Source organism: Mesorhizobium metallidurans STM 2683 (assembly GCF_000350085.1).
Lineage (GTDB): Bacteria > Pseudomonadota > Alphaproteobacteria > Rhizobiales > Rhizobiaceae > Mesorhizobium > Mesorhizobium metallidurans.
In genome coordinates, this window is sequence record NZ_CAUM01000011.1 from 41,802 (window position 1) to 67,844 (window position 26,043).

Annotated in this window: 23 protein-coding genes and 1 pseudogene; 6 read left to right on the forward strand and 18 right to left on the reverse strand. The window is 63.1% G+C overall.

Annotation, left to right across the window (positions count from 1 at the left end):
* From MESS2_RS02700 to MESS2_RS02715, 4 genes and pseudogenes are all read right to left on the reverse strand, one after another.
* Positions 1-1,500, reverse strand: coding sequence for a hypothetical protein (locus MESS2_RS02700; RefSeq protein WP_008872528.1), 1,500 nt, complete (start codon positions 1,498-1,500; stop codon positions 1-3).
* 272 nt (positions 1,501-1,772) lie between these two features.
* Positions 1,773-1,900 (reverse strand): annotated as a pseudogene (locus MESS2_RS32655) (NAD(P)(+) transhydrogenase (Re/Si-specific) subunit beta); the annotation flags it as partial.
* Between the two features lie 75 nt (positions 1,901-1,975).
* Positions 1,976-2,269, reverse strand: coding sequence for a hypothetical protein (locus MESS2_RS02710; RefSeq protein ID WP_209436075.1), 294 nt, complete (start codon positions 2,267-2,269; stop codon positions 1,976-1,978).
* A 1-nt stretch (position 2,270) separates the two neighbouring features.
* Entirely contained in the window at positions 2,271-3,101 is an 831-nt protein-coding gene (locus tag MESS2_RS02715; RefSeq protein WP_008872530.1) for an NAD(P)H-dependent oxidoreductase, read from the reverse strand.
* Between the two features lie 169 nt (positions 3,102-3,270).
* Between MESS2_RS02715 and MESS2_RS02720 the strand changes: the two genes are divergently transcribed.
* Positions 3,271-4,215 (forward strand): LysR family transcriptional regulator, encoded by a 945-nt coding sequence (locus MESS2_RS02720; protein WP_008872531.1) that lies wholly within the window; start codon positions 3,271-3,273, stop codon positions 4,213-4,215.
* Positions 4,216-4,293: 78 nt separating this feature from the next.
* Here MESS2_RS02720 and MESS2_RS02725 read toward each other — a convergent pair whose 3' ends face one another.
* The 10 genes from MESS2_RS02725 to MESS2_RS02765 form a co-directional block, all read right to left on the reverse strand.
* Positions 4,294-5,691 carry an NAD(P)(+) transhydrogenase (Re/Si-specific) subunit beta gene (locus MESS2_RS02725; protein ID WP_040591916.1) on the reverse strand — a complete coding sequence of 466 codons (1,398 nt, stop codon included), beginning with the start codon at positions 5,689-5,691 and terminating at the stop codon, positions 4,294-4,296.
* A gap of 7 nt (positions 5,692-5,698) precedes the next feature.
* Complete coding sequence (locus MESS2_RS02730; RefSeq protein WP_008872532.1) at positions 5,699-6,121, reverse strand: NAD(P) transhydrogenase subunit alpha part 2; 423 nt, start codon at positions 6,119-6,121, stop codon at positions 5,699-5,701.
* Entirely contained in the window at positions 6,121-7,428 is a 1,308-nt protein-coding gene (locus tag MESS2_RS02735; protein WP_008872533.1) for a Re/Si-specific NAD(P)(+) transhydrogenase subunit alpha, read from the reverse strand. The genes MESS2_RS02730 and MESS2_RS02735 overlap by 1 nt, the downstream gene beginning before the upstream one ends.
* A gap of 86 nt (positions 7,429-7,514) precedes the next feature.
* Positions 7,515-7,739, reverse strand: coding sequence for an aa3-type cytochrome c oxidase subunit IV (locus MESS2_RS02740; protein ID WP_008872535.1), 225 nt, complete (start codon positions 7,737-7,739; stop codon positions 7,515-7,517).
* A 147-nt stretch (positions 7,740-7,886) separates the two neighbouring features.
* Complete coding sequence (locus MESS2_RS30555) at positions 7,887-8,036, reverse strand: DUF3096 domain-containing protein (protein WP_008872536.1); 150 nt, start codon at positions 8,034-8,036, stop codon at positions 7,887-7,889.
* A gap of 129 nt (positions 8,037-8,165) precedes the next feature.
* Positions 8,166-8,948 (reverse strand): N-acyl amino acid synthase FeeM domain-containing protein, encoded by a 783-nt coding sequence (locus MESS2_RS02745; RefSeq protein ID WP_008872537.1) that lies wholly within the window; start codon positions 8,946-8,948, stop codon positions 8,166-8,168.
* 147 nt (positions 8,949-9,095) lie between these two features.
* On the reverse strand, positions 9,096-11,417 hold the full coding sequence (locus MESS2_RS02750; RefSeq protein ID WP_008872538.1) for a putative bifunctional diguanylate cyclase/phosphodiesterase: 2,322 nt from the start codon (positions 11,415-11,417) through the stop codon (positions 9,096-9,098).
* A 135-nt stretch (positions 11,418-11,552) separates the two neighbouring features.
* Entirely contained in the window at positions 11,553-15,032 is a 3,480-nt protein-coding gene (locus tag MESS2_RS02755; protein ID WP_008872539.1) for an indolepyruvate ferredoxin oxidoreductase family protein, read from the reverse strand.
* Between the two features lie 221 nt (positions 15,033-15,253).
* Positions 15,254-15,793 (reverse strand): hypothetical protein, encoded by a 540-nt coding sequence (locus tag MESS2_RS02760; RefSeq protein ID WP_008872540.1) that lies wholly within the window; start codon positions 15,791-15,793, stop codon positions 15,254-15,256.
* The gene (locus MESS2_RS02765; RefSeq protein WP_008872541.1) at positions 15,786-16,397 is read right to left on the reverse strand and encodes a CGNR zinc finger domain-containing protein; all 612 of its coding nucleotides are present in this window, start codon (positions 16,395-16,397) and stop codon (positions 15,786-15,788) included. The genes MESS2_RS02760 and MESS2_RS02765 overlap by 8 nt, the downstream gene beginning before the upstream one ends.
* Before the next feature lie 155 nt (positions 16,398-16,552).
* Between MESS2_RS02765 and MESS2_RS02770 the strand changes: the two genes are divergently transcribed.
* The 4 genes from MESS2_RS02770 to MESS2_RS02785 all read left to right on the forward strand — a co-directional run bounded on the left by MESS2_RS02770 (position 16,553) and on the right by MESS2_RS02785 (position 21,143).
* On the forward strand, positions 16,553-17,458 hold the full coding sequence (locus MESS2_RS02770) for a branched-chain amino acid ABC transporter permease (RefSeq protein WP_008872542.1): 906 nt from the start codon (positions 16,553-16,555) through the stop codon (positions 17,456-17,458).
* Positions 17,459-17,708: 250 nt separating this feature from the next.
* Entirely contained in the window at positions 17,709-18,314 is a 606-nt protein-coding gene (locus MESS2_RS02775; protein WP_008872543.1) for a TRAP transporter small permease subunit, read from the forward strand.
* Positions 18,314-20,095: a TRAP transporter large permease gene (locus MESS2_RS02780; RefSeq protein ID WP_008872544.1), complete on the forward strand. Its 1,782-nt coding sequence runs from the start codon at positions 18,314-18,316 to the stop codon at positions 20,093-20,095. The genes MESS2_RS02775 and MESS2_RS02780 overlap by 1 nt, the downstream gene beginning before the upstream one ends.
* A 19-nt stretch (positions 20,096-20,114) precedes the next feature.
* Complete coding sequence (locus tag MESS2_RS02785) at positions 20,115-21,143, forward strand: zinc-dependent alcohol dehydrogenase family protein (RefSeq protein WP_040591930.1); 1,029 nt, start codon at positions 20,115-20,117, stop codon at positions 21,141-21,143.
* A gap of 123 nt (positions 21,144-21,266) precedes the next feature.
* On the opposite strand, the gene dctP is transcribed toward MESS2_RS02785, so the two are convergent.
* The gene (dctP, locus tag MESS2_RS02790) at positions 21,267-22,376 is read right to left on the reverse strand and encodes a TRAP transporter substrate-binding protein DctP (RefSeq protein ID WP_008872546.1); all 1,110 of its coding nucleotides are present in this window, start codon (positions 22,374-22,376) and stop codon (positions 21,267-21,269) included.
* A 359-nt stretch (positions 22,377-22,735) separates the two neighbouring features.
* Here dctP and MESS2_RS02795 point away from each other — a divergent pair, with 359 nt between their 5' ends.
* The gene (locus MESS2_RS02795) at positions 22,736-23,509 is read left to right on the forward strand and encodes a gamma-glutamyl-gamma-aminobutyrate hydrolase family protein (RefSeq protein ID WP_008872547.1); all 774 of its coding nucleotides are present in this window, start codon (positions 22,736-22,738) and stop codon (positions 23,507-23,509) included.
* 8 nt (positions 23,510-23,517) lie between these two features.
* On the opposite strand, the gene MESS2_RS02800 is transcribed toward MESS2_RS02795, so the two are convergent.
* From MESS2_RS02800 to MESS2_RS02810, 3 genes are all read right to left on the reverse strand, one after another.
* The gene (locus tag MESS2_RS02800; protein WP_008872548.1) at positions 23,518-23,913 is read right to left on the reverse strand and encodes a hypothetical protein; all 396 of its coding nucleotides are present in this window, start codon (positions 23,911-23,913) and stop codon (positions 23,518-23,520) included.
* Between the two features lie 85 nt (positions 23,914-23,998).
* Positions 23,999-24,982, reverse strand: a complete 984-nt coding sequence (locus MESS2_RS02805; RefSeq protein ID WP_008872549.1) for a 2-hydroxyacid dehydrogenase — start codon at positions 24,980-24,982, stop codon at positions 23,999-24,001.
* The gene (locus MESS2_RS02810; protein ID WP_081296113.1) at positions 24,979-26,001 is read right to left on the reverse strand and encodes a LacI family DNA-binding transcriptional regulator; all 1,023 of its coding nucleotides are present in this window, start codon (positions 25,999-26,001) and stop codon (positions 24,979-24,981) included. The genes MESS2_RS02805 and MESS2_RS02810 overlap by 4 nt, the downstream gene beginning before the upstream one ends.
* Between the last annotated feature and the right edge of the window lie 42 nt (positions 26,002-26,043).

The window sequence follows — 26,043 nt, forward strand, 5'->3', positions numbered from 1 at the left end:
CTACGCCTGCGGACTTGTCATCGACACCGCCTGGCTTGCCTCCAGCTTGCGGCCGAGATCGACCGCGTCGCGTAGCACGGCAAGATGCGAGCGCGGCGGAGTACCGGCGGGCGCGGCGACCTCCACGCCGGTCGCCTTCAGCGACCAGTAGAGCGTGTGCGTGAAGACGCGGCCACGCAAACCGCGCAACTCGACCTGGATACTCTCCACGCCCGGACCGAAATTTTCCGCCATCGGTCCGGAGATCGGATCGCCTGTCAGCCAGCCATTGCCCCGGTCGAAGATATTGGTCCAGCGCGTCGCGGCAAACACTGCGCCATGATGCACCGCCCGCTGCCGCTTGCCTGACGGGCTGTGGCCTTCCTCATAAAGCATGGTGCCGGTCGCTCCTTCGCCGACCGGAGGGCAGGCGGAGAACAGCCGCTCGGCAATGCCGCGCCTGAATTCGGCGAGATTGTAGGTCACCAGAAATTCGCTGTGGGTCAGCGGGCTGCCGAGCGTGACGAAATCGCTGATCTTCCACGGCATCGGATGGTCGGCACTCCTGATCCGGAGTTGCCTGTAGAGTTCCCATTGATCGCGCCGGAATCCGGAAAGGTCGTCCAATCTGTCGGGCCAGGCGGAGCCATCTGCCTTAAGCGTAGCCTTATCGATGGCGCGGATCGCCTTCAATCTCGCCTTGTCGCGGGCGGCTTCCAGCTTTCGCGGCCTGAAATCGGCCCACAAAATCTGCAGCAGATCATAGGCGATGACCGATCCGAGGCTGTGCGAGACCAGCACGATGCGGTCGTAGCTGTCGTCCGTCATCAGTTGCTTCAGCAGCGTCAGGCCACGTTCGCGGACAAGCGCCCGCTTCTCGACCGTCGCCGCTTCGGCACGCACATAGGCGGCGACATCGCCGAAGTAGGGCAGGCCGAACCGGTCCACGGCCCAGATGACCAACGATGCCAGGATGGTGACGACCATGCCGGTGGCCCAGGAGATGTAGCCCTGCCAGGCCGAGGCCGCGAGCGCGAAAGACGCTGCGAGGACGGCTATGACGGCCAAAAACGTGACGACATAGAGCCCGCGGGCGTCGCGCGGAATGTCGGCGGGTTTGCGCCAGAGCAGGTTTGTCACCCAGGCCGCAAGCCGGCCCCGCGTCGTGCCTTGCGTGATGTCGGCCCAATAAAGCTCATAGAAATCGGTACGGCGGCCATCGACATCGTAAGGAGTGGTGATCCGGCGAAGCTCGTGCGAGTTCGTCCGGCTGTCGGGCGTGATCCAGCTCTGGTTGATCTTCTCGCCTAAGGGGTCGGCCGGATCGGCGACATGGGCATAGAACGGCGCGCGGGCGGGGTCATGGCTCCAGACAGCCTGGGCAAACGCTCTCAGCGTGTCCATGGGCCGCTGTTCACCCATGCCATGCACGATGACCACCGCCTGGCTAAGCTTGCGCGGCGCCTTCGCGGAAGCCGGCGGGTTGGTGACCGGCGATGCGACAGGCTGAGAGTCGGGCACCGGCACCTCCGTCGGTGATGCTATCGACGAGAACTTGCCATCGTAGCTTCAAAACCGGCGGCAGGCCAAGAAAAAGCCCTGCTTCTTGAACTGACCCCCGAAAGTTGGACACAACCTTCGGGGGTCAGTTCATCTCCGCCGGGCTTTTTCTTGAAGTGCGTCTCGTGCGATTCACGCACTTTAAGCCTTTGTTTTTATGCATGTCGTTGCCACCAAAAACCGCTGCACACTTTTGGGCGGCATGCATTGGACCGATTGGATTTGCTTCCAGATCAGTGGTCCATGGCCTTGACGATCTCTTCCGTCATTTTCTTGGCGTCGCCGAGCAGCATCATGGTGCCGTCCTTGTAGAACAGCGTATGTCGATGCCGACATAGCCGGAGCCGAGCGAGCGCTTGACGCACGGGGCGGACAGGCGCGCCCCGCGAAAAAGGCGACGGCATCGAAGCAGCCATAGAGAGAGGGGATTCGGGGCTCAGGCGGGTGCGAAAAGATCCGCGAAGCCCACAAACGGCTTGAGCGGGCAATACCGCACGTCAAGCAACGCCTGATCCACATAGGGCAAGGACTCGACGAAGCTCTTGACCTCGTCCATCGTGCTCGTCTCCATCTCCAGTACCGCGCCGCCTCCTTCCTGCAACCCATGGATCGCACGCACGGAACCGGTCGCGATGCCCGTCCACGCAGCCAGAAGCTCTGCCCGGTGAAGCCTCGCCAGGTCGTCCGTGGCGGCACCTGGCCGCCTGGTCAATATCACGACGGTCTTCACATCACGCTCCAATATCAATAGGTTGAAGGGCCGTCTCAGCGGATCGCGGGGCAAGTTGCCTGCCCGCGATATGCGCTAGCAATCCGCTTTGACCTACGGCAACATGACTGGCTAGGACGTGGGCGTCCGGATAATCCCCGCCATTTTGCGACCGGAAGGGAATGAGCGCGTCCTCGAAAAGACCTTCGAGACGAAGACGCCAACCTTCCTCCGCCGCTGTCACTCCTTCCGCCGTGATGCTTCCGGTTCCATAGACGGCATGGGTGGGCAGCACGCCCATGCCGGGGAAGAACAGCGTGCCGTGGGTGATGGGAAAGAGCAACTGCTCGAGCGGCCCGTTGATGCCTCGCGGCGAATAGTCTTTCTCCGGACCGCCGACCATCACGGACAACATTGCCCGCTTGCCCTTGAGGGCACCATCGCCGTAGCGATACTTGTTGCCGGCGCCCTTGAAGCCATACGCTAGGCCGTATGCAAAGACGCGGTCGACCCAGCCCTTGAGGATCGCCGGCATGCCGAACCACCAAAGCGGAAACTGCAGTATCACGGCGTCAGCGGCGCTGATTTTTTCCTGTTCGGCTTCGACATCCGCGGTCTGCAGCCCGTTGCCGTAGGCATGCTCGGACTCGGCAATGAACCCAAGCCGGCTCGGGTCGAGGCGGGACTGAAAGTCATGCTCATCGAACGTGGCCTTCCAGTTCATGCCGTACAGGTTCGACAGCAGGACTTTGTGCCCTTGCCCCTCAAGCGCCTCGACACCGACATTGACGAGGTGGCGGGTCAGCGATGTGGGTTCAGGTTGTGCATAAACGATCAGAACGGTCTTCTTCATGATTTCATTCTCCATTTGAGACCGCCGGGATGAAAGGAGCCGTTTCGTGCACTCCTGCCTAATGCAGCCGGAGCGCCCAACCGGGTCGCCTTTTACTCTTGGCCCATGGAGTTTCCGTTGCCCTGAGCTATATTGGAAATCGCAAGAATATTTGGCTACCATCCAAATTATGGATAGCAAACGCCTCGACCTGAACCTGCTGATCACCCTGGAAGCGTTGCTGGTAGAGCAGAACGTGACCAAGGCGGCCGCGCGCCTGCACCTCAGTCAACCGGCGGTCAGTGCCCAGCTCAATCGCCTTAGGCATGTGTTCGATGACCCGCTGCTCATTCCCGTGCAGCGCGGGATGACGCCGACCGCCAAGGCAGTCGAACTGCTCGACCCATTGCGCCATGCCCTTGATCAAGTTCGCTCGACTGTCGCCACCAACCGAAACTTCGACCCATCAAGGGCCAGGTTGACGGTCACCATCGCCTGCACCGACTATCTGCAGGCGGCGATCGTCAGACCGCTTGTCATGAAACTCAGGGCGAGTGCGCCCGGGGTGCGTGTGGCGATGCGCAATCTTGATTTGCCGCAACTGGAAGCACAGATGGGGCGCGGCGATGTCGACCTGGCGCTCATGACGCCGCAAGCCGCGCCGCCAAGTCTTCGCACGAGACACCTGTTCGACGAGCGCTATGTGCTTATCGGCCGTCGCGACCATCCGCAGCTGCAGGACCGGATCACGGTCAAGGAATATGCTCGATTGGAGCATGTGATCGTGTCCCTGATCGGAGGTGACTTCATCACCCCGGTTGACACCGCCATGGCTGCGCTTGGACACAGTCGCAATGTGGTGCTGTCGGCGGCTTCATTCCTGTTCGTTCCCGAGATCGTGGCCCAGTCCGACTTCGTGGCCCTGGTCCCGGAACAGCTGGTCCACGACCGGGCCGACAAGCTGAAACTGATCGACTGTCCGTTTCCCGTGGAAGGGTTCGCGGTGGGCATGGTGTGGCACGAGCGCGGTCACGGACATAGCGGCCAACGCTGGATCCGGGAGGCTATTGTCTCGATGATCAACGCTTGGACCAGCGAGCGCGGCAGTGTTGCCGCGAAAGCTGACCGCCGGTGACGATGGAGGGGCCAATCGATTTCGTGAATTCCTCGACTGCATCCCTCATTGTGAGCCATGTTTGTCGGCCCATCCAGATCAGTGATCCATGGCTTTGACGATCTCCTCGGTCATCTTCTTGGCGTCGCCGAGCAGCATCATGGTGCCGTCCTTGTAGAACAGCGTGTTGTCGATGCCGGCATAGCCAGAACCGAGCGAGCGCTTGACGAACAGGCAGGTGCGGGCCTTGTCGACGTCGAGGATCGGCATGCCGTAGATCGGCGACGACTTGTCGTCGCGGGCCGAAGGATTAGTGACGTCATTGGCGCCGATGACATAGGCGACATCGGCCTGCGCGAATTCGGAGTTGATGTCCTCGAGTTCGAACACTTCGTCGTAGGGCACGTTGGCTTCCGCCAGGAGCACGTTCATGTGGCCGGGCATGCGGCCGGCGACCGGGTGGATGGCGTATTTGACGTCGACGCCATTGGCCTTGAGCTTGTCGGCCATCTCGCGCAGCGCGTGCTGCGCCTGGGCGACCGCCATGCCGTAGCCGGGCACGATGATGACCTTCTGCGCGTTCATCATCAGATAGGCGGCATCATCGGCCGAGCCCTGCTTGACGGTGCGCTCGATGCCGTCATCGGCCGCCGCTGCCGTTTCGCCGCCGAAGCCGCCGAGGATCACCGAGATGAACGAGCGGTTCATGCCCTTGCACATGATGTAGGACAGGATGGCGCCCGACGAGCCGACCAGCGCGCCGGTGATGATCAGCGCCAGGTTGCCGAGCGTGAACCCAAGCGCCGCCGCTGCCCAGCCGGAATAGGAATTCAGCATCGAGACGACGACCGGCATGTCGGCGCCGCCGATCGGGATGATCAAGAGGATGCCGAGGACCAGCGAAGCCGCCACGATCAGCCAGAAGATCAGCTTGGATTCGGTGGTGACCAGCAGCACGATCAGCACGATCAGCGCGATGCCGAGTGCTGCGTTGATGAAGTGGCGACCACCGATCATGATCGGCTTGCCCGACATGCGGCCGTCGAGCTTCAAAAAGGCGATGACCGAGCCGGTGAAGGTGATGGCGCCGATGGCCACACCAAGGCTCATCTCGACCAGCGCCTGGGCATGGATGTCGCCCGCCGTGCCGATGCCGAAACTTTCCGGCGCGTAGATGGCGGCCGCGGCCACCATCACGGCGGCAAGGCCGACCAGCGAGTGGAAGGCGGCGACCAATTGCGGCATCGAGGTCATGGCGATGCGCCGCGCGGTGACCGCGCCGACACCGCCGCCGATGGCGAGGCCAAGCACGATCAGGCCGAAGCGGCCGACAGATGGGGTGGCCAGCGCCAGCGTGGTGGCGATGGCAATACCCATGCCGATCATGCCGTACATATTGCCCTGGCGGCTGGTGGTCGGATGCGACAGGCCGCGCAGCGCCAGGATGAACAGGATGCCGGAGACCAGATAGAGGAAGGAGGCGAAGTTGGCGTTCATGGCGCTCTTACTTGTCCTTCTTCTTGTACATGGCCAGCATGCGCTGGGTGACGAGGAAGCCGCCGAAGATGTTGACCGAGACCAGCATCAGCGCGACGAAGCCGAAGCCGGCGGCAATGCCGGAGGCCGCGATGCCGACGGCAAGCAGCGCGCCGACGACGATCACCGAGGAGATGGCGTTGGTGACCGCCATCAGCGGCGTATGCAGCGCCGGCGTCACCGACCAGACGACATAATAGCCGACGAAGATCGCCAGCACGAAAATGGCGAAGCGGAAGACGAAGGGGTCGATGGCGCCGCCGGACAGCGCATACGCGGCGTCACCCGCGGCATCAGCGCCGGGCGCATTGGCCAGGTTCTGCACCGCCAGCCGGACGGCGGCACTTGCCTGGTCGAGCTGGTCGAGGGCTTTCTGCAAGGTCTGGTCCATCACGCGATCCCCTTCGGCTTACCGGCGGACTTCTGGGCAGCGGACTTGCCCGTGGCGGATCTTTTGTCGGCTGTCTTTTTCGGCGCGGTTTTTTTCACGGATGCATCGGCAACCATTGTCGTTGCCGGGATCGCCGCCGGTTCGACATGTTGGCCCTTTGGCGGCTCCACCGTCGCCTTGGCGAAGGCCGGATGCACGACCTTGCCGCCGTCGGTCAGCATCGTTGCCTTGACCAATTCGTCGTCACGTTTGATGGAAAGCTGCTTCGTCGTCTTGTCGACCAGCGTCTCGAGGAAGGCAAACAGGTTCCTGGCATAGAGCAGCGAAGCGGAGGCCGCGACACGGCCCGGCACGTTGAGATGGCCGACGATTTTTACGCCGTTGGCCGTGGTCACCACTTTACCCGGCACGGCGCCCTCGACATTGCCGCCGCGCTCGACCGCGAGGTCGACGATTACCGAACCCGGCTTCATCGACGCTACCATCGCCGCCGAGACCAGCTTCGGCGCCGGACGGCCCGGGATCAGCGCCGTGGTGATGACGATATCCTGCTTGGCGATGTGCTCGGCGGTCAGCGCCGCCTGCTTGGCCTGATACTCCTTCGACATCTCCTTGGCGTAGCCGCCAGCGGTCTCGGCCGCCTTGAACTCCTCGTCTTCGACCGCCAGGAACTTTGCACCGAGCGACTGCACCTGTTCCTTCACCGCCGGCCGCACGTCGGTGGCGGTGACGACCGCGCCAAGCCGTCTTGCCGTGGCGATCGCCTGCAGGCCGGCGACGCCGACGCCCATGATGAAGGCTTTCGCCGCAGGCACCGTGCCCGCGGCCGTCATCATCATCGGCAGCGCCCGGTCATATTCGGCAGCGGCGTCGATCACCGCCTGGTAACCGGCAAGGTTGGCCTGCGAGGACAAGACGTCCATCGACTGGGCGCGGGTGATGCGCGGCATGAATTCCATCGAGAAGGCGGTGACGCCTGCCCTGGCCAGCGCGGCGACGGCGACATCGTTGCCATAGGGATCCATGATGGCGATGACGGCGGCGCCGGATTTATAGCCCTTCAGTTCGGCGTCCGTCGGGCGGCGCACCTTCAGCACCACGTCGGCCCTGGCGACATCGCCGGCCTTGCCGATCGCGGCGCCCGCCTTGGCGAACTCCTCGTCGGGAATGCGCGAGGCAGTGCCGGCGCCGCTTTCGACGACCACGTCGAGGCCCAGCCCCGCCAGGCGCTTCACCGTATCGGGCGATGCCGCGACGCGCGGCTCGTTCGCATCGAGCTCACGAGGGATGAAAACCGTCTGTCCCACCGCATGATCCTTTCGGCTGGAACCTGTTTGCGCAACACGCCAGCCGGGTTGCCGGCGACGTCACGGCAAGGGTTTTTTTGAAAAATCTACCGGAGAATGAAGGCGCCGACGGCGAGGATCAGAACGAACAGGATGGTCGCCGAGAAGAAGCCGCCCGCAAAGAAGCCGAAAGCCATCGCCAGGAGCACCGCAGCGCAAAAGAGCGACCCATATTTGGCGAGCGTGACAAAGCCCGCATAGGTGCGGTCGTGCTCGGCATAGTCCATCTTCGCGCCCAGTTCGACAGGACCGGTCGGCGTGTGATCAGCCATAGGAATAACCCCTTCGAAGACATCTTTCAGGCACATAGCGAAAAGCCGGGCCGAGGGCAATGGCGCTATTGCCGCATCGCCGGCGACAACTGCCTCAAAGGAAAGTTGAAGCTGCCTGCGAAGGATCTTCCGCGAAGGCCCGGTGTCTCAACCGGCGAGCTGCGGAAACAGCCCGAGCAGGCCGACGACGATCAGATAGAGGGCGACGATATAGTTCAACAGCCGCGGCATGATCAGGATCAGCACGCCGGCGATCAGGGAAATCAGCGGGGTAAGCGCGAGCGTGGAGATGGTCATGTGGGATCCTTTCGATCGACTAGCGCGAAGCGGGCAGATTGATGTCGTCCATCGCGCCATCGGCGCCAGCTAAAACGCCGAAGCAGCCGGAAGGCTCCACAACCGCACCGCAAAAAACCGTGAAGAACCTCAGGCGGCTTCGCGAAAATATTTGGCCGTAGGCAGGATGGTGAGCGGCGCGAGCTCGCCAGCCGGCGGTTTGCCGAACATCAGGCGCCGTTCCATGGGCGTCGAGCGGAAAAACGGGAACCGGGCGTAGGTCTCATTCTTGATCGCCAGGACGTCGGCTTGATAGAGCAGCGCGAAACAATTGATCACGCCGGCATAAGGACGTGCATCACCGATAGGCCGCGCTCGATAGATACGCTTGTAGAAAGCCGCGTGATCTTCACGGATCATGGATATGCAATAAGGCGCGCCAAAATGGAAGCACGCCATGCCGGCAAGGCGCAAGGTGACATAGGGGATCTGCGGATAAAGCCGCGACCATTCGGCGTCCACGGCAAAACGGCTTGGGTCGATAAAGACCTCGCCGGCCGCCAGACGCGGCGTCAACAAATCCCTGTAGACACTGAGTGCCGGCGACGCCGGGTTGTCGGCTGACACATTGTGCAGGCGCATCGTGCTGACCAACCTGTCGTCGATGTAGATACCGAACGTATGGCAATTCGGAAGCTCATCGAATTCGTCATGGACCTGGCGGGACGCATTCTCGGGCACCAAATCGTTCATCCGATAGGCGTTATAGCGCAGCCTGTAGATGTTTTCGAAATCCTCGCCGGTTTCACAGCGGCGGTATTCTGTCCTGTCGAGCAGCGCCAAAACATGCCTGGCAAAGCTTGACATACTATCGGACGCATCTTTCCCGCCCGCCCCGGCCGTCTGGCCAAGCGAAGTCAACTGGGCACACATGAACTCAATCCCCGTACTGCCGCCGCGATTAAGACACTACGACAGGGTCAAAAGATGTAAAGGTGAAAATAAGTAGGAGACCGTTTACCGGTCGTTAAGGTTAACAATCGGTAAAATTAGACTAAAATATGGGGGTTTTTGCCAAAATCAGCGACGCGTCGCCTTTCTGGCCGTCTTGATGTCCTTGGCGAAAGGCCAGACCGTGCTCGACATGGTCTCGATGCCGGAGGCGCTGAGCGCCGAGCCGAACAGGAAGCCCTGAACCAGATCCGGCTTGACCTGCAATGCCAGGATCTTGAGCTGCTCGAAGGTTTCGACGCCCTCGACGGTCACCGAAAGCCCCAGCGGCCGCGACAGGTTGACGATGCCCTTGAGCAGTTCGAGCGAACGGGTGTTCTGGGTGACGTCCATCAGGAACGAACGGTCGATCTTGATCTTGTCGAGCGGCAGCTTGTGGAGATAGCTCAGGCTCGAATAGCCGGTGCCGAAATCGTCAAGCGCGATGCGCACACCAAGCCGCTTCAATTCCTCGATATACTGACGTGTCAGCGATTTGTCGTCGAGCAGCGCCGTCTCGGTGACTTCGATCTCCAGGCGGTCCGCGGCCAAACCGGAGCTGGCCAACGCATCGCGAACCTTCTGGATGACGTCGCGGTTGCGGAAATCCTTGGCCGACAGATTGACCGAGACGCTGGTCTGGGCCGGCCATTTGGCGCATTCGGTGCACGCTGCATTGAGCACGAAGGCGCTGATCTCCGAAATGATGCCCATTTCTTCCGCCAGGGGAATGAAGACGTTGGGCGAGATCGGACCGAGATCGGGGTGGTCCCAGCGGCACAGCGCCTCGCAACTGGCGATGCGCATGGTGCTCATCGCCACGATCGGCTGATAGACCACCCGCAACCCCTTGCCTTCCACCGCGCTGCGCAGGTCCGCCTTCATCAGCTGGCGATTGCGGAACGCGGCATCCATCGATGCCTCGAACAGCCGCCAGCTGTTCTTGCCAAGCTCCTTAGCCTTGTAGAGCGCGAGATCCGCCTTGACGATCATGGCGTCGACATCGGTATCCTTCACCCGCGACAGCACGGCGCCGCCGCTGGCCTGGATGCGCAGCCCGTGGCCGGCAACATCGACCTCGCCCTGCATGTCGAGGAAGATCTCGTCGAGCTTGCTTTTCAGATGGCTTTCGTCCTCGACGCGATCGAAGAAGACCATGAACTCGTCGCCGCCAAAGCGGCTGACGGTGATGCCTGGTCCCGCCACCGCCGCCAGACGTTCCGCCACGGCATAGATCAGACCGTCGCCGATCGGATGGCCAAGCGTGTCGTTGACACTCTTGAAATCGTCGAGATCGAGCACGGCGAGCCCGCACAGACGATCATGGTCGCCGGACGCCATGGCCTCTCCCACCAGCTCGTGGAAATAGGCGCGATTGGGCAGGCCGGTGAGGTTGTCGTAACGCGCCATGAAGCGGATCTTGTCTTCCGCCTCAACGCGGGCCGTCACATCCTCGAAGGTAATGACGCCCAGTTCCTGGCTGCCTTCGCGGGCCGAGAACTCATAGTGCTGGCCGTTGGCGAGCGAGACGAGAACCTTGCGGTCGCGGCCCTCGCGCAGGGCGCGCGTCAGCTGGGCTTCAATATAGCGGCAATCCTTCGGCGCCAGCATGCCGCCGGCAACGCCGCGCATCAGGAGACCATGGATCGACCGCCCAAGCAGCGCGTCGGGCGATTTGAGCGACATCAGATGCGCGGCTTCGGCATTGGCCACCGCCACCCGGCCATCGGGACCGAGCATGACAAGGCCATGCGACATGGTGTTCAGCGCGCGATTGAAACGCTGGGCGATGCGGTTCGCCTTCTTTTCCTCGGACAGGGCGGTAAACAAGACCTCACGGACAACATCGGCGAAACGTTTGATCGCGAACAGAAAGGGAGCTGACAGCAGGCCGAGTACAACGTGGTAGACATCGCCGCGAAGGATGAAACCGAGCGATATCGGCCATGTGGTGGTCACGATGAAGATCATGACCATTCGTGGCGAACCATAGTTGCGGCCGGCAATCGACGTAATCGACGCCAGGGTGACACAAATGGCGGCAATCTCGGCATAGTTGTCGGGGTTGTCGCGTGCCAGATAGATGGCGATGAAACAGAAGGCGCCTAGCATGAAGCCATGCATCGCGCCGAAAACAATATAGTCGTTTTCGCGGCGATGTGCTTCCTCCCAGCTCTTCGGAGAGGAAAGCCTTCTATATTTCCGGATGTTGCGAAGGCGCAGCGTGCCGACGATGATTAGCCCGGCGGCGACCAGAAGATACGCCGGGTGCATAGTCTTCCAGTAGACCAGAATGACCAGAAGCGTCTGCGCCACGATACCGATCGAAAGCGTCAGCCCGTCGCGAAACAGAGTTTCCACGAACGGGATGTAGACGTCGACCGGGATCTCGTTTTTTCTTTTCAGATTCACGCCTGAATCCCAACCCTGGGGAGCCAAGCAGTGTCACATTCGCCTTAAGAAAGGTTTAGAGAGGCCATTTTTGGCCGCCGCCGCCAGCCGGTTGACGCAAGGGAAACTATCGATCAGGTAAACAAGCCGTATCGATCACTCGGCGGCCTCCAGTTCCGGCCGCGCCGGGGTCTTTGCCAGGCGTTCGAGCAGCCTCAGGCGCTCGCCAGCGGCCTTTTCGGCACTGGCCTGCCTGACATGGCCATAGCCGCGAATGAGCGCCGGCACCGAGGCAAGCGCTGTCGCCGCCTCGATCCTGCCGGGCGCCAGTGCTGCGGCGATCAACTCCAGATCGGCCTCATACTGGGCCAGAAGATGGCGCTCCATGCGCCTCTCGGCGCTATAGCCGAACAGATCAAGGGCAGTGCCGCGCAGGCCCTTCATCGCTGCCAGCACGCGAAAACCCCTCATCATCCAGGGACCGAAGCTCGACTTCCTCGGCTTGCCGTCATTGCCGCGCCTGCCCATGATCGGCGGCGCGAGATGGAATTCGAGCTTCTCGTAGCTCTGAAACTGCTTTGAGAGTTCCGCGGCGAAGGAACCGTCGCTGTAGAGCCGCGCCACCTCGTACTCGTCCTTGATCGCCATCAGCTTGAACAGGTTCCTGGCGGCGGCCTCGGTCACATCGCTGGAGCCGGGCACCGCCCTCGCCTCGGCCTGGCGCAATGCGGCCAGTCTGCCGGCGTAACGCTTGCCATAAGCGGCGTTCTGATAGGCGGTGAGGAAAGCGACGCGGCGGGCAATGACGTCGTCCAGCGTGCCGGCAATCGCGGTCGTCTGCGCAGCCTTGCCGGGCTGGGCAATCAGGCGGCGGACGAAATCCGGCTGATGGGCGGCACGACGGCCCCAGCGGAAGGCCGAGACGTTCATCGCCACCGCTTCGCCGTTGAGCTCGATCGCCTTTTCGACCGCCTCGGCCGACAGCGGCAACCCGCCATGCTGGAAGGCGAAGCCGAGCATGAACATGTTGGCGCCAAGCGAACTGCCGAACAGTGCTGCGGCGGTGCGGGTGGCGTCGAAGAAATGCGCCTTGTCGTCGCCGGCGGCGGTGCGGATCGCCTTTTTCAGCCGCTCGACAGGCAGCGAGAAATCGGCCGAGCGGGTAAACTCGCCGGGCATGATCTCGGCGGTGTTGGCGAGGAAGATGGTGTGGCCCTCGCGCACCGCGGCGAGCACCTTCTGGGCGCCCGACACGACGAGATCGCAGCCGAGCACCAGATCGGCCTTCCCCGCCGAAACGCGGATCGCGTGGATGTCGTCCGGACTGCGGGCGATGCGGACATGGGTGAACACCGAGCCGCCCTTCTGGGCAAGGCCGGCCATGTCGATCATGCCGCAGCCCTTGTCCTCGATATGGGCGGCCATGCCGAGCACCGCGCCGATAGTGACGACGCCGGTGCCGCCAACGCCGTCGATGATCGCCGCCCAGCCTTGTTCGCCAAGCGGGAATTCGGCCGGTGCCGGCACGCCGTCGAGCGGATCGGCGGTGCCGGCAATGCCTTCGGCCTTCCTGATCCTCGCGCCGTGGACGGTGACGAAGGACGGGCAAAAGCCGTTGACGCAGGAGAAATCCTTGTTGCAGCTCGACTGGTCGATCCTGCGCTTGCGGCCGAATTCGGTCTCGACCGGCTGGATCGAGACGCAATTCGACTGCACGCCGCAATCGCCGCAGCCCTCGCAGACCAGTTCGTTGATGAAGACGCGCTTGTCGGGGTCGGGAAACGTGCCGCGCTTGCGGCGGCGGCGTTTTTCGGCGGCGCAGGTCTGGTCGTAGAGCAGCACCGATATGCCCCGGACCGTGCGCAGTTCGCGTTGGACGAGGTCGAGGTCGTCGCGGTGATGGATGGCGGCGCCAGCGGGGAATTCTGCCTTGCCGGCATATTTGTCCGGCTCGTCCGTGACGATGGCGATGCGCTCGACGCCTTCGGCCCGCACTTGCCTGGCGATCATGTCCACGGTCAGGCCGCCTTCATGCGGCTGGCCGCCGGTCATGGCGACGGCGTCGTTGTAGAGGACCTTGTAAGTGATGTTGGCGTCGGTCGACAGCGCGAAACGGATCGCCAGCGCACCGGAGTGATTGTAGGTGCCGTCGCCGAGATTCTGGAAGATGTGGTCGCGCTTCGAGAACGGCGCCTGGCCGACCCATTGCGCGCCCTCGCCGCCCATGGCGGTGAAGCCGACGGTGTTGCGGTCCATCCACAGCGCCATGAAATGGCAGCCGATGCCGGCGGCGGCGAGCGAGCCGTCCGGCACCTTGGTCGAGGAATTGTGCGGGCAGCCGGAGCAGAAGAAGGGCGTGCGCGAGGCGATATCCCTGGTGTCGGCGAGCATCGCCTGGAACTGGCGCAGTTTCGCCACCCGCGCGGCGATCTCTTCCGACGGACCGATGGTGCGCAGGATGCGTTCGCCGAGCGCAATGGCGATATCGTTGGGGTCGAGCGCGCCCTTGGCCGGGAACAGCCAGTCGCCGCGCTCATCCTTCTTGCCGACGATAATCGGCTGCGTGGCGGTACCGTAGAGGTTCTCGCGCAGTTGCACTTCGATCAGCGAGCGCTTCTCCTCTATGACGACGATGGTATCGAGGCCGCGGGCAAAGTCGGTGATGTGCTGCAGGTCGAGCGGCCATGGGCAGCCGACCTTGAACAGCCGCACACCGATGCGGTTGGCAGCGGCCTCGTCGACGCCGATGTCTTCCAGCGCCTGGCGAACGTCGAGATAGCTCTTGCCGATGGTGACGATGCCAAGCTTCGGGTTGCGGCCGCCCGAATAGACGATCCGGTTCAGCCCGTTGGCATGGATGAAAGCCGATGCGGCGGCGCGCTTGTACTCATGCAGCCGCTCCTCCTGGCCGAGCATGTCGATCTCGTTGCGGATGTTGAGGCCGCCGGGCGGCATGTCGAAATCCGGGACGACAATGTCCAGCCGCTCGAGCGAGGCATCGACCGAGGCCGTCGATTCGATGTTGTCCTTGACGCATTTGATCGCCGCCCAGGTGCCGGCGAAACGCGACATGGCAAAGCCGTAGAGCCCGTAGTCGATGATCTCCTGGACGCCGGCCGGATTGAGGATCGGCACCATCGTGTCGACGAACAGGAATTCGGTGGCGTGCGCGTTGGTCGAGGATTCGGCCATGTGGTCGTCGCCCATCAGGGCAAGCACGCCGCCGTGTTTCGACGAGCCGGCAAGGTTGGCATGGCGGAACACGTCGCCGGAGCGGTCCACGCCCGGTCCCTTGCCGTACCAGACCGAAAAGACGCCGTCATGCGTGCCCTCGCCCAGCAGTTCGGCCTGCTGCGAGCCCCAGCAGGCCGTGGCGGCGAGTTCCTCGTTGAGGCCGGGCTGGAAGACGATGCCGGATCGGGCGAGATGGTTCCTCGCCTTCCAGAGCTGCATGTCGAGGCCGCCGAGCGGCGAGCCGCGATAGCCGGAAACGAAACCGGCGGTGTTCAGGCCAGCCCGGCGGTCGCGCTCACGCTGTATCAGAAGCATGCGGATGACCGCCTGCGCGCCGGAAAGGAAGATGCGCTCCTTTCCGAGGTCGAACTTGTCGTCGAGCGCAACTTCAAGCAGCGTCATCAGGCACTTCCTCTGCGGAGGCCACACTTGCAAGCGCAGCCAACGTCGGAGCTGGAGGGCACAGTGTTTCTTCCCTTGCCGGGCAGGTCAAACAAAATCGAAGCTGCCAGGCAATGCGCAACGAACAATCCTGTCCGCGCCCGATGCTATAAGAAACCGCATACGATTTGCCCAGCCGGCGCACGAAAATTCCGGCTTTGGCTCGAACCGGCGCAGCGGCGTCAGATGCCCTTCGAACAATCCGGCTTCGGCTCACCCGGCAATTTGCCGTCGGGATGGCCGGCAAGGTCGGGATTGGCGGTATAAAGCTGGTCGATGACCAGCGGCCGGTCGGGCAGGATCGACTGGTCCTCCGTCGACATCAGCGTGGTGTCGATCTTTTGCAGAACGGCGCCGTCGGAGCCCTTGATGCTGATGGCGATCGCATAGGGCTTGTTCTTGATGACGCAGGTCAGCGCCGGGCTTTCCAGGGTCACCTTGTCAAGCTTCGGCCAGACCTTCTGCTCGACCACCAAGGGCGCGCCGCCGGCGGGATCCTGGAAGCTGGCGACGGCGACCTGGCCTTCCCCCATCGGCTGCAGGGGCCGCAGCGTCACGACATAGGTCGCCCTGGCGAGACGGTAGTTGAAGACGAACAGCTTGCCGGAAATCTCGAACAGTCTGCCTTCACCGTCCTTGCCGGTGTCGCGGCAGGCGCCGAGCGCAACGGCCGCAATCAGCGTCGCCGCCAGCAGGATCGAGCGCGAACGATATCTAGACATTGTCGACCTCATTGGCCGCCGTCCGGCGGCGGCGATAATGGCGGCTTGCCTTCTGACGGTTGCCGCACACCGCCATGTCGCACCAAAGGCGGCTGGAATTGCGGCTTCTGTCGATAAACAGCCAGGTGCAATTGCGGCAGATCCTCAGCCTTGCGATGGTGTCGCGCTGCAACAGCGACAGCGCCGAAACCGCCAGCGCCGCTTCGAAGGCGATCGGCGTCGCCGGATCGCCGAACGGCTTTCCAGCTGCGCCGATTTCAGTGCGGCTGCCGGCCAGGCCATCAGCGCAGGCCCCCAGGAAGGAAGGCAGATCGGTGGTGGCGACCGCGCCTTTCGACACCGCACCGCGAAACAGCCGGTCGGTGGCCTCGCGGATCGACAGCACGACCGGCGCGATTCGCACCGGCGACGGCGCCGCCAGCCGCCTGCCGCCAAGCTCGGTGGCGCGAAAGCCGCTTGCCGCCTCGGCGAAACGGACGATCTCGCCCGGGTCTTTGAACCGGTCGAAGGTTTTCCGGGGATCGCAGCGCATAACGACAGTGTTCGCTGTGTCGAGCGCCAGAAGGCCGCCGGTGAAGCGATGCGGGGTCCAGGCAACCGTCATGAGCGCAATTTCTAACCTATCAATCGCATTTGACAAGTTAGATTCCACGATGCAAATCTTCATTGGGCGCGGATCGCCGCAGCCCGTCTGTTGTTGAGCATGTCTCTGCCCCAAAGACCGCTTGGCACTTTGGGCGACATGCTCTGGGTTGGCTCATGCTGTATTTTTTCCAGCAGGTCCTGAACGGGCTGCATTCGGGCGCGCTCTATGCGCTGCTTGCCTTTGGCTATGTCTTGACCAACGGCATCCTGCACCGCACGAACCTTGCCTACGGCGCATTGTTCGCCTTTTGCGGGCAGACGATGATCCTGACCGCGGCCTTCGGCTATCAGGTGCTGTGGCTGACGCTGTTCGCGGCGGTCGCACTCGGCATTGTCGCGGCCTTCCTCTACGCGGCGCTGATCAGCCACATCCTGTCGCGCAGCATTTTCGAGCCGCTGGCCGATCGCACGCCGAACGCGATCGTGGTGACGACGCTGGGCATATTGCTGCTCCTGTCGGAGGCAAGCCGCATCGCCGCCGACACCCACGATCTGTGGCTGCCGCCGATGCTGGCCCAGCCGATTGTCTTTGCGCAGAACGCCGGCTTCAAGGCGACGCTGACGCTCATCCAGTTGCTCGATTGCGCGGTCGTCGTGGCAACCGTCGCGCTCGCCACTTTCGCCTTCGCGCGGTCGAGCTTCGGCCGGCGCTGGCGCGCCGTGTCCGACGACCCCAGGGCGGCGGCCATGTGCGGCGTCGACGTGCGCGCGGTGTTCCGGCAGGCGGTGCTCGCCGGTGGCTTTTGTGCGGCGCTCGCCGGCATAATGGCCGGCCTCTACTACGGCAATATCAGCTTCGGCTCCGGCCTGGTCTACGGGCTGAAGATCCTGTTCGTGACGGCGGTGGGCGGCTATCTCTCGCCGCCACGGGCGGCACTCGGTGCCGCCGCCTTCGGCATGGCCGAATCATTGTGGGCCGGCTATTTCCCGGTCGAGTGGCGCGACGCCTGGATGTATCTGTTCCTCGTCGCCATGCTGGTGCTGATCGGCGCCGGCCGCGACCAAAGCAAGGTTGCCTGAACCGCTTCCGATAGACTTTGGTTGCATAACGTTCCGTCAGCCGGCCGTTTTCACCCACCCTCGCCTCACAAGATTGTTTACCCGGCCCGCTCCGTGTTGACCCGCCGTGCCACGCACGGCATACCGTTGGGCCACAGCGATGCGCCGGAAAACAAGAGGGAATCGACGTGTGCTGGCACTTTGAGTGACGCATCGTGCTTCCCGAAAATCGACACCGAATTTCGAGCCGATGCGTAAAAGGGAGGAACTCATGGCAGAGCTTCTCGCTCTATCCAGAACCATTGACCGTGTGAACGAGTTCATCGGCAAATGGGTGTCGTGGCTGATTCTGATCTCGATTCTGGTCAGCGCCGGCAATGCCATCATCCGCAAGGTGTTCGATACGTCTTCGAACGCCTGGCTGGAACTTCAGTGGTATTTGTTCGGCGCCGCCTTCATGCTCGCCGCCGCCTACACGCTGAAGCAGAACGAACATATCCGTATCGACATCGTCTACGGCATGTTTCCGCGCCGCGTGCAGCACTGGATCGACCTTCTCGGCCACCTCTTCTTCCTGATGCCGTTCGTGACCTTGATGGTGATCTATTTCGTTCCCTATGTGTCGCTGTCCTTCCGCAGCGGCGAAATGTCGAACAATTCCGGCGGGCTGATCATCTGGCCGGCCAAGGCCATCCTGCTGGCCGGCTTCTTCCTGCTGGCGCTCCAGGGCATCTCCGAGATCATCAAGAAGATCGCCATCATGCGCGGCGACATGGACGATCCCAACCCATTCATATCGGTGCATGAACAGGCCGAGCTCGAAGCCAAGGCGCTCGCCGACGAAGCGAAGGCGCTCGCCGGAGAGGTGCGCTCGTGATGGAGTTCATCGCCCAGAACATGGCGCCGATCATGTTCGCCTCGCTGATCATCTTCCTGCTGATCGGCTATCCCGTCGCCTTCTCGCTTGCCGCCAACGGCCTGCTGTTCTTCTTCATCGGCGTGCTGCTGACGCCCTATTCGGGCGGAGCGATCAATCTCGCCTGGCCGCTGCTCTATGCGCTTCCGGACAATTTCTACGGCAGCCGGGTGATGTCGAACGATACGCTGCTGGCGATCCCGTTCTTCACTTTCATGGGCATCGTGCTTGAACGGTCGGGCATGGCCGAGGACCTGCTCGACACGATCGGCCAGTTGTTCGGGCCGATCCGCGGCGGACTTGCCTATGCCGTGATCTTCGTCGGCGCGCTGCTGGCGGCGACGACGGGCGTCGTGGCGGCGTCGGTCATCGCCATGGGGCTGATCTCGCTGCCGATCATGCTGCGCTACGGCTATGACCGGCGAGTGGCGTCAGGCGTCATCGCCGCATCGGGTACGCTCGCCCAGATCATCCCGCCTTCGCTGGTGCTGATCGTGCTGGCTGACCAGCTTGGCCGCTCGGTCGGCGACATGTATGCCGGTGCGCTGATCCCCGGGTTGGTTCTGACCGGCCTTTACACGCTGTACATCCTGATCATGTCGATCGTCCGGCCGAAGTCGATGCCGGCCTTGCCGCTGGAAGCGCGCACGCTCGGCCACGGTGTGCTGTCGTTGCTTGCGGCGCTGCTGGCGGCGGTCGTGGTTTCCTACGCCGCCTATCGCTACCTGGTGCCGGCGCATGGCAACAATGCCGACATCCTCGGCGCCAGCGTCGGCGTGATCCTGATCTATATCGTGGCGGTCGCCGACAAACGCCTGAACGTCAACATGATGTCGCGGCTGGCGCAGCAAGTGGTGATCGTGTTGATCCCGCCGCTGGCGCTGATCTTCCTGGTGCTGGGCACCATCTTCCTCGGCATAGCCACCCCGACGGAGGGCGGCGCCATGGGCGCGGTCGGCGCCCTGGCCATGGCGGCGATGAAAGGTCGGCTGTCGCTCGATGTGATCAAGCAGGCGCTGGCCTCGACGACACGGCTGTCGTCCTTCGTGCTGTTCATCCTGATCGGCGCAAGGGTGTTTTCGCTCACCTTCTACGGCGTCAATGGACAGGTCTGGGTCGAGCACCTTCTGACCTCGTTGCCTGGCGGCGAAGTGGGCTTCCTGATCGGTGTCAACATCCTTGTGTTCCTGCTCGCCTTCTTCCTCGATTTCTTCGAACTCGCCTTCATCATCGTGCCGCTGCTGGCGCCTGCCGCCGACAGGCTCGGCATCGACCTGATCTGGTTCGGCGTGCTGCTTGGCGTCAACATGCAGACCTCCTTCATGCATCCGCCCTTCGGCTTCGCGCTGTTCTACCTGCGCTCGGTCGCCGCGCGCGTGCCCTATCTCGACCGCCTCACCGGCAAGCAGATCGCGCCGGTAACCACCGGCCAGATCTATTGGGGGGCGGTGCCCTTCGTCTGCATCCAGGTCATCATGATCGGGCTGACCATCGCCTTCCCGCAGATGGTGATGCGCTACAAGGGCACACCGATCGACCCCGGCACCATCGATTACCAGGTGCCGGAAACGCCTGGCATCGGCCTGTCGCCGCTCGGGACACCGCCACCGGCCAATGACGGCACGGCCCCGGCCGCGCCGGCTGCACCGGACTTGTCGCAGCCGCCGAATTTCGGCGACACGCCACCAGCCAAACCGGCGGCGCCGGCGCCGGATCTGTCGCAACCGCCGAGCTTCAATTAAGGTGAGCCGGATGAGCATCATGAAAGCAATGCGCCTGGAGGCGGTGGGCAGTATCGTCCTGCGCGAGGCCGGCAAGCCCAGCCCCGGACCGAACGATCTCCTGGTGCGGATCGAGGCTTGCGGCGTGTGCGGCACGGACCGTCATCTGTTCCATGGCGAGTTCCCCTGCAAACCGCCAGTGACGCCGGGACATGAATTTTCGGGCATCGTCGAGGCGATGGGCGGTGCTGTATCGGGGTACTCCATCGGCGACCGGGTCACCGGCGATCCCAATATTGCCTGCGGTCGCTGCCCGCATTGTCGTGCCGGCCGGGTCAATCTGTGCAGCAATCTCAGCGCCATCGGCATCCACCGCGACGGCGGCTTCGCCGACTATGTCCTGTTGCCGCAGCAACAGGCCTTCCTGCTGCCCAGCGACCTCAAACCCACGCATGGCGCATTCTGCGAGCCGCTTGGCTGCTGCCTGCATGGCGTCGACCTGGCCGAAATCAAGCCTGGCGCCTCGGTTGTCGTGCTGGGCGGCGGCGTGATCGGCCTGCTCACCGTGCAACTGGCGAAGCTCGCTGGGGCAAGAACAATCATCCTGTCGACACGCCAGGCCTCGCGGCGCGCGCTTGCCGAGGAATTGGGAGCGACGGCGACGGTCGATCCAGGCGCGGGCGATGTCATCGAAGCGGTCGCCGGTCCGTCAGGCCTGGTGCCCGGCGGCGTCGACGTGGTGTTCGAATGTGCCGGCGTGCGCGACACTGTCGAACAGTCCATGCGGCTGACCAGGGCCGGCGGCACGGTCATTATCGTCGGCGTGACACCGCAAGGCATGAAAGCGGCATTCGAGCCCTTCGATCTTCTGTTCCGCGAGTTGAGGGTCCGCGGCTCCTTCCTCAATCCCTACACCCACGGCCGTGCGGCCCAACTCATCGCCACGGGTGCGATCGAGATCGACAAGCTGATCTCCAGGCAAGTGACGCTTGAGGAGGCTGCGGCCGTTATCGCAAACCCACCCGCGCCGGGGGAGGTCAAGGTGCTGGTGGTGCCGCAGCGACGTTGAGCCGCTTTCGCCGATTGACGTCTCCAACATAAGTTAGAAACTGTGCCGCCGACGCCGGACAAGGAAAAACCCCGGGATCACACCTAGCCCGAGGTCTCTTTGAATGAAGAGCGATCGAAACGCCTACAGTTTGCCGTTGCGCTGCTGGACCATCATGAAGGTGTCGTAATTGTATTCGGCTACCTGCGCCCAGAGATAGTGCTCCTTGCGGAACGCCTTGATGGAGTTCCAGATCTTCTTGAACGGCGCATTCGTGGCCTCCATCTCGGCATAGACCTCGTTCGCCTTTTCGAAGCAGGCCGCCATGATGTCCTGGCTGAACGGACGCAGTTTGGCGCCGCCGGACACCAGCCGCTTCACCGCCGCCGGGTTGAGATAATCATATTTCTGCAGCATGTTGGCGTCGGCCGCCTGCGCGGCGGTGTGGACCAGCGACTTGTAAGCCGGCGAAAGCTCTTCGTATTTCGCCTTGTTGAACATCAGATGAACCGTCGGTCCGCCTTCCCACCAGCCAGGATAGTAGTAATAGGGCGCGACCTTGTAGAAGCCGAGCTTCTCGTCGTCATAGGGGCCGACCCATTCGGCAGCGTCGATCGTGCCTTTTTCCAGAGCGGGGTAGATATCGCCGCCGGCGAGCTGCTGCGGCACGACGCCGAGCCTCTGCACCACCTTGCCGGCAAAGCCGCCGATACGCATCTTGAGCCCGGAAAGGTCGGCGACGGTGTTGATCTCCTTGCGGAACCAGCCGCCCATCTGCACGCCGGTGTTGCCGCCCGGCAGGCCGAAAAGCCCTTGTGTGGAAAGAAACTCATTGAACAGGTCGATGCCGCCACCGTAATAATGCCAGGCATTGATGCCCCGCGCATTGAGTGAGAACGGCACGGCGGCGCCCAGCGCCCATGTCGGATCCTTGCCCCAATAGTAATATGCCACTGTATGGCAGGCCTCGACAGTGCCGGCGGTGGTGGCATCGGCGACTTGCAGGCCGGGCACGAGTTCACCGGCGGCGAAGACCTGCACCTGAAAATTGCCGTCGGTCGCTGCCGACAGCATCTTGGAAAAGACTTCGGCACCGCCATAGATCGTATCGAGCGATTTAGGGAAGGACGACGCCAGCCGCCACGTCACCTTCGGATTGGACTGGGCGATGGCCGGCGCGGCAAGCGCTGCGGTAGCGGCCGCGGCGCCTACACCGGTCATGCCGGCCTTGCGGATGAATGATCGACGATCCATGAAGTTCCTCCCTTTGGATCAACAGACCGACGCTCGGGAAATCCTCATTGCCCCGGCCGGCTTGGCGGAGACAATACACAGGCAAGAAGTCGAGTCCAGCACGGCAGCCGAACCAAGCGCTCCTCCTGCAACTATAGTCTAACGCACCGCATCGGCCCGAAAATCGGAATCGATTTTCGGAAAGCACGATGCGTAGCTTCAAAAGCGTTAGAGCTTACTTTGTGCGTCCAATTGGACACACGCCGCTCTAATGCCGTGGCCCATGCGACACGACAAAACTTGCCATGGCAAAGCGCCTTCGGATCGCCTATTTTAGAGGCAGAACATGTCCCCGCACCCAATGGAACCCGGGATCAAAAATGCAGCAGCCGCTCGTCGCCATATCGACCGACGTCCGCCAGTTCGACAACTACACCTGGCATGCCGCCCCGCAGCAATATCTGGAGGCGGCGCTCTCGGGCGCCGGCGTATTCCCGGTGCTGGTGCCGTCCTTCGGCGACCGGCTGGATTTCGACGAGCTGCTGTCCTGCGTCGACGGCGTCATGGTCACCGGCTCGAAATCCAACGTGCATCCCTCGCTCTATGGCGGCGACGCCAGCGAGGCCAACGGTCCCTACGATCCGGCCCGCGACGCCACCACGCTGCCATTGATCCGCAGGGCGATCGAGCGGGGCGTGCCGCTGCTTGCCATCTGCCGCGGCATCCAGGAGATGAATGTGGCGCTGGGCGGCACGCTGGGAACCGAAATCCAGGAGCGCGAGGGGTCGCTCGACCACCGCGCGCCGGTGAGCGACAACCAGGATGAGCGCTTCGCCATCCACCAGACCATTTCGATCAAGCCCGACAGCTGTCTCGCGGGCGTCTTCGGCGCCGGCGAGATCAAGGTCAATTCATTGCACCGCCAGGGGATCGACCGGCTCGGCCCGAAGCTGCAGGTCGAGGCGGTCGCCGCCGACGGCACCGTCGAGGCAGTTTCGGTTCGCGACGCCCGCGCGTTCGCGGTCGGCGTTCAATGGCATCCCGAATACTGGGTCAAGTCGGACGATACTTCGGCCAAGATCTTCCGTGCCTTCGGCGATGCCGTGCGCCTGCATGCGGCGGCGAAAGCCGGCGCAAGAGCCGCGGCGGAATAAACCAGAAATCAGGGAGCGGCGGCGGCCAGCGACAGCAGCGGCAAGGCCGGCTCGTAGGATTCGTAGCCGTCGCCGTCGGCGACCGCGAAAGTGACGATCGGGTCGATGCCATCGGCGCTGAAGGTGACCGTGCCGTCGTCCTGCTCTCGCCAGAATTTCGCGCGCTCGATGCCAGGTAAAATCCGGCGGCAATTGGCGGCGACCGTCAGCAGCGACAGGCCATGCGAAATTTCGGCACCGCGCCTGACCGCGCAAGACGCTTCGTCGCCATTGGCCACCAACCTGTAGTTGCTGGAGGATGGCACCAGCGCATTGGCTGCTCGGCCCTCCCAACCACCGTCATAGAACAACCGAACGCCGCCCAACAGAGCGGCCGCCGCAATCAACGCAGGAAGCGTTTTCATCCTGTCTGCACCCATGCATTTGGTGATGGATGCACAATCATTTCAAAGCGTTAAGCTGGCGTTAACAGGTGTGGCAGCCCCTTGCTCAGCGCCGCGCCTTGACCTTTTCGGTCTCCGGTACGGGAGTGAGCGCCTGTCCTTGCGAGAACCAGGAAACCAGATTGTCGACGCACAGATCCGCCATGGCGCGGCGGGTATGCTCGGAAGCCGAGCCGACATGCGGCAAAAGCGATGTGTTGGGGGCGTCGAGCAGTGCCTGAGGGACGTTCGGTTCGTCGGCGAAGACATCGAGCCCGGCGGCGGCGATGGTTTTGTTGGCGAGTGCCGCGGCAAGTGCTGCCTCGTCCACCGTACTGCCGCGGCCGATATTGACGAAGACGCCATTCGCGCCGAGTGCCTCAAGGATCTCGGCATTGACCGCCTTTTCGGTCGAGGCGCCGCCCGGCGCGACCGAGATCAGCGTGTCGACCGCGCTGGCCAGACCTTTCAGCGTCGGGTGGTAGTCGTAGGAGAGGCCTTCGACCCTGCGACGATTGTGATAGGCGATCGGCAGCGCAAAAGCCTCCAGCCGCCGGGCAATGGCGAGGCCGATACGGCCCATGCCGAAAATGCCGATGCTGCGGCCGCGCAAGGTCAGCCGGCTCAAGGGATAGTTGCCCTTGCGCACCCAGCTGCCGTCGCGCAGCCAGGTCTCGGCGCGCGGCAATTCGCGGATGGTGTTTATCAGCAGCGCGATCGCCGTGTCGGCGACCTCCTCGGTCAGCACGTCGGGCGTGTTGGTGACCATGATGCCGCGCTGCGCGGCATGGCGGGCATCGACCGAATCGTAGCCGACGCCGAAATTGGCGATGATTTCGAGGTTTGGCAGCGCGTCGATGAAGGCAGCATTGATGCCGCCGAACGAGGCGATGCCGCGCACCGTCCGGCGCATATCATCGGTGACCAGCGAGGGGTCGGCGCGTTCGATCTTGACCTGCCGGAACGTCCGGTCAATGCGGCTAACGGCATGGTCGTTGAATTGGCCCGGCACCAGAATGGCGACGGGCAGTGATTGTTCGGCTTTTGTCATGCACGCTCCACCGGCTTGCCGGTCGACTGACGCACATGCAGTTCCGGCTTGATCAGTTCCTGCGACGGCCGCACCGTCTGTCCGTTAAGCTTGTCGAGCAAGGCACTGGCGGCGCGGCGGCCGACCTCGCGCTGGCCGTTCCAGACGGTGGTCAGCGCCGGCGTCGCGATCGCCGCCTCTTCGAGGTCGTCATAGCCGGTGACGGAGATGTCGATGCCCGGCACCAGCCCGGCCCGCGCTATGCCGTTCATCAGGCCGATGGCGACCAGGTCGTTCCAGCAGCAGGCGGCGGTCGGCCTGTCCTTCAGCGCCAGGAACTGTCCGGCGGCCTCGAAGCCGGCCTGCTTCGTGCGCGGGCCGGCGATGCGCCAGGACGGCCTGACCTCAAGCCCAGCCGCCTCCATGGCGTTGACATAGCCCTGGTAGCGATCACGGCCGGTCGAGGTCTGGTCGGTGCCGCCGATCATGGCGATGCGCTTGTGGCCGAGCGAGATCAGATGGTTGGTGGCAAGCCCGGTGCCATAGGCATCGTCGCCGCGAAACACCGGCACGTCGGCGCCCTCGACGGTGCGCGCGATCAAAACCGCCGGCAGGCCGTTTTCCTCGGCCATCAGGATGTCGGCGGCCGGCGTGCCGATGGCCGGCGACATGATGACGCCGTCAGCGCCGAGCTGCAGCAGCGTGTCGATGAAGGTGCGCTGCTTTTCCAGCTGGTCGTAATGGTTCGACAGGATGAAGGTCTGCCGGCTGCGGTCGAGCTCGCTTTCGATCGATCGCAGAATCTCGGCGAAGAAGGGGTTCATGATATCGTGGACGACGACGCCGACGATGCCCGAACGCGAGGTGCGCAGGCTGGCGGCGCGGCGGTTGTAGATATAGCCGATGGCGCGGGCGTGTTCCTTGATGCGGTCGCGGGTGGCGCCGGCGACCAGCGGGCTGTCGCGCAGCGCCAGCGAAACCGTCGCCGTGGACACGCCCAGCGCATCCGCGATCGTCGAAAGTTTGATCTTCTGTGCCAGCCCCTCGCTCCCCGATCGTTTTTTAAACTGTTTAAAGGCGGC

Bases quoted from the DNA above. Each gene is read 5' to 3' on its own strand.
- MESS2_RS02715 (WP_008872530.1), bottom strand. From the start codon at position 3,101: ATGAAGAAGACCGTTCTGATCGTTTATGCACAACCTGAACCCACATCG.
- MESS2_RS02720 (WP_008872531.1), top strand. From the start codon at position 3,271: ATGGATAGCAAACGCCTCGACCTGAACCTGCTGATCACCCTGGAAGCG.
- MESS2_RS02725 (WP_040591916.1), bottom strand. From the start codon at position 5,691: ATGAACGCCAACTTCGCCTCCTTCCTCTATCTGGTCTCCGGCATCCTG.
- MESS2_RS02730 (WP_008872532.1), bottom strand. From the start codon at position 6,121: ATGGACCAGACCTTGCAGAAAGCCCTCGACCAGCTCGACCAGGCAAGT.
- MESS2_RS02740 (WP_008872535.1), bottom strand. From the start codon at position 7,739: ATGGCTGATCACACGCCGACCGGTCCTGTCGAACTGGGCGCGAAGATG.
- MESS2_RS30555 (WP_008872536.1), bottom strand. From the start codon at position 8,036: ATGACCATCTCCACGCTCGCGCTTACCCCGCTGATTTCCCTGATCGCC.
- MESS2_RS02745 (WP_008872537.1), bottom strand. From the start codon at position 8,948: ATGTGTGCCCAGTTGACTTCGCTTGGCCAGACGGCCGGGGCGGGCGGG.
- MESS2_RS02755 (WP_008872539.1), bottom strand. From the start codon at position 15,032: ATGACGCTGCTTGAAGTTGCGCTCGACGACAAGTTCGACCTCGGAAAG.
- MESS2_RS02760 (WP_008872540.1), bottom strand. From the start codon at position 15,793: ATGTCTAGATATCGTTCGCGCTCGATCCTGCTGGCGGCGACGCTGATT.
- MESS2_RS02765 (WP_008872541.1), bottom strand. From the start codon at position 16,397: ATGACGGTTGCCTGGACCCCGCATCGCTTCACCGGCGGCCTTCTGGCG.
- MESS2_RS02770 (WP_008872542.1), top strand. From the start codon at position 16,553: ATGCTGTATTTTTTCCAGCAGGTCCTGAACGGGCTGCATTCGGGCGCG.
- MESS2_RS02775 (WP_008872543.1), top strand. From the start codon at position 17,709: ATGGCAGAGCTTCTCGCTCTATCCAGAACCATTGACCGTGTGAACGAG.
- MESS2_RS02780 (WP_008872544.1), top strand. From the start codon at position 18,314: ATGGAGTTCATCGCCCAGAACATGGCGCCGATCATGTTCGCCTCGCTG.
- MESS2_RS02785 (WP_040591930.1), top strand. From the start codon at position 20,115: ATGAAAGCAATGCGCCTGGAGGCGGTGGGCAGTATCGTCCTGCGCGAG.
- dctP (WP_008872546.1), bottom strand. From the start codon at position 22,376: ATGGATCGTCGATCATTCATCCGCAAGGCCGGCATGACCGGTGTAGGC.
- MESS2_RS02795 (WP_008872547.1), top strand. From the start codon at position 22,736: ATGCAGCAGCCGCTCGTCGCCATATCGACCGACGTCCGCCAGTTCGAC.
- MESS2_RS02800 (WP_008872548.1), bottom strand. From the start codon at position 23,913: ATGAAAACGCTTCCTGCGTTGATTGCGGCGGCCGCTCTGTTGGGCGGC.
- MESS2_RS02805 (WP_008872549.1), bottom strand. From the start codon at position 24,982: ATGACAAAAGCCGAACAATCACTGCCCGTCGCCATTCTGGTGCCGGGC.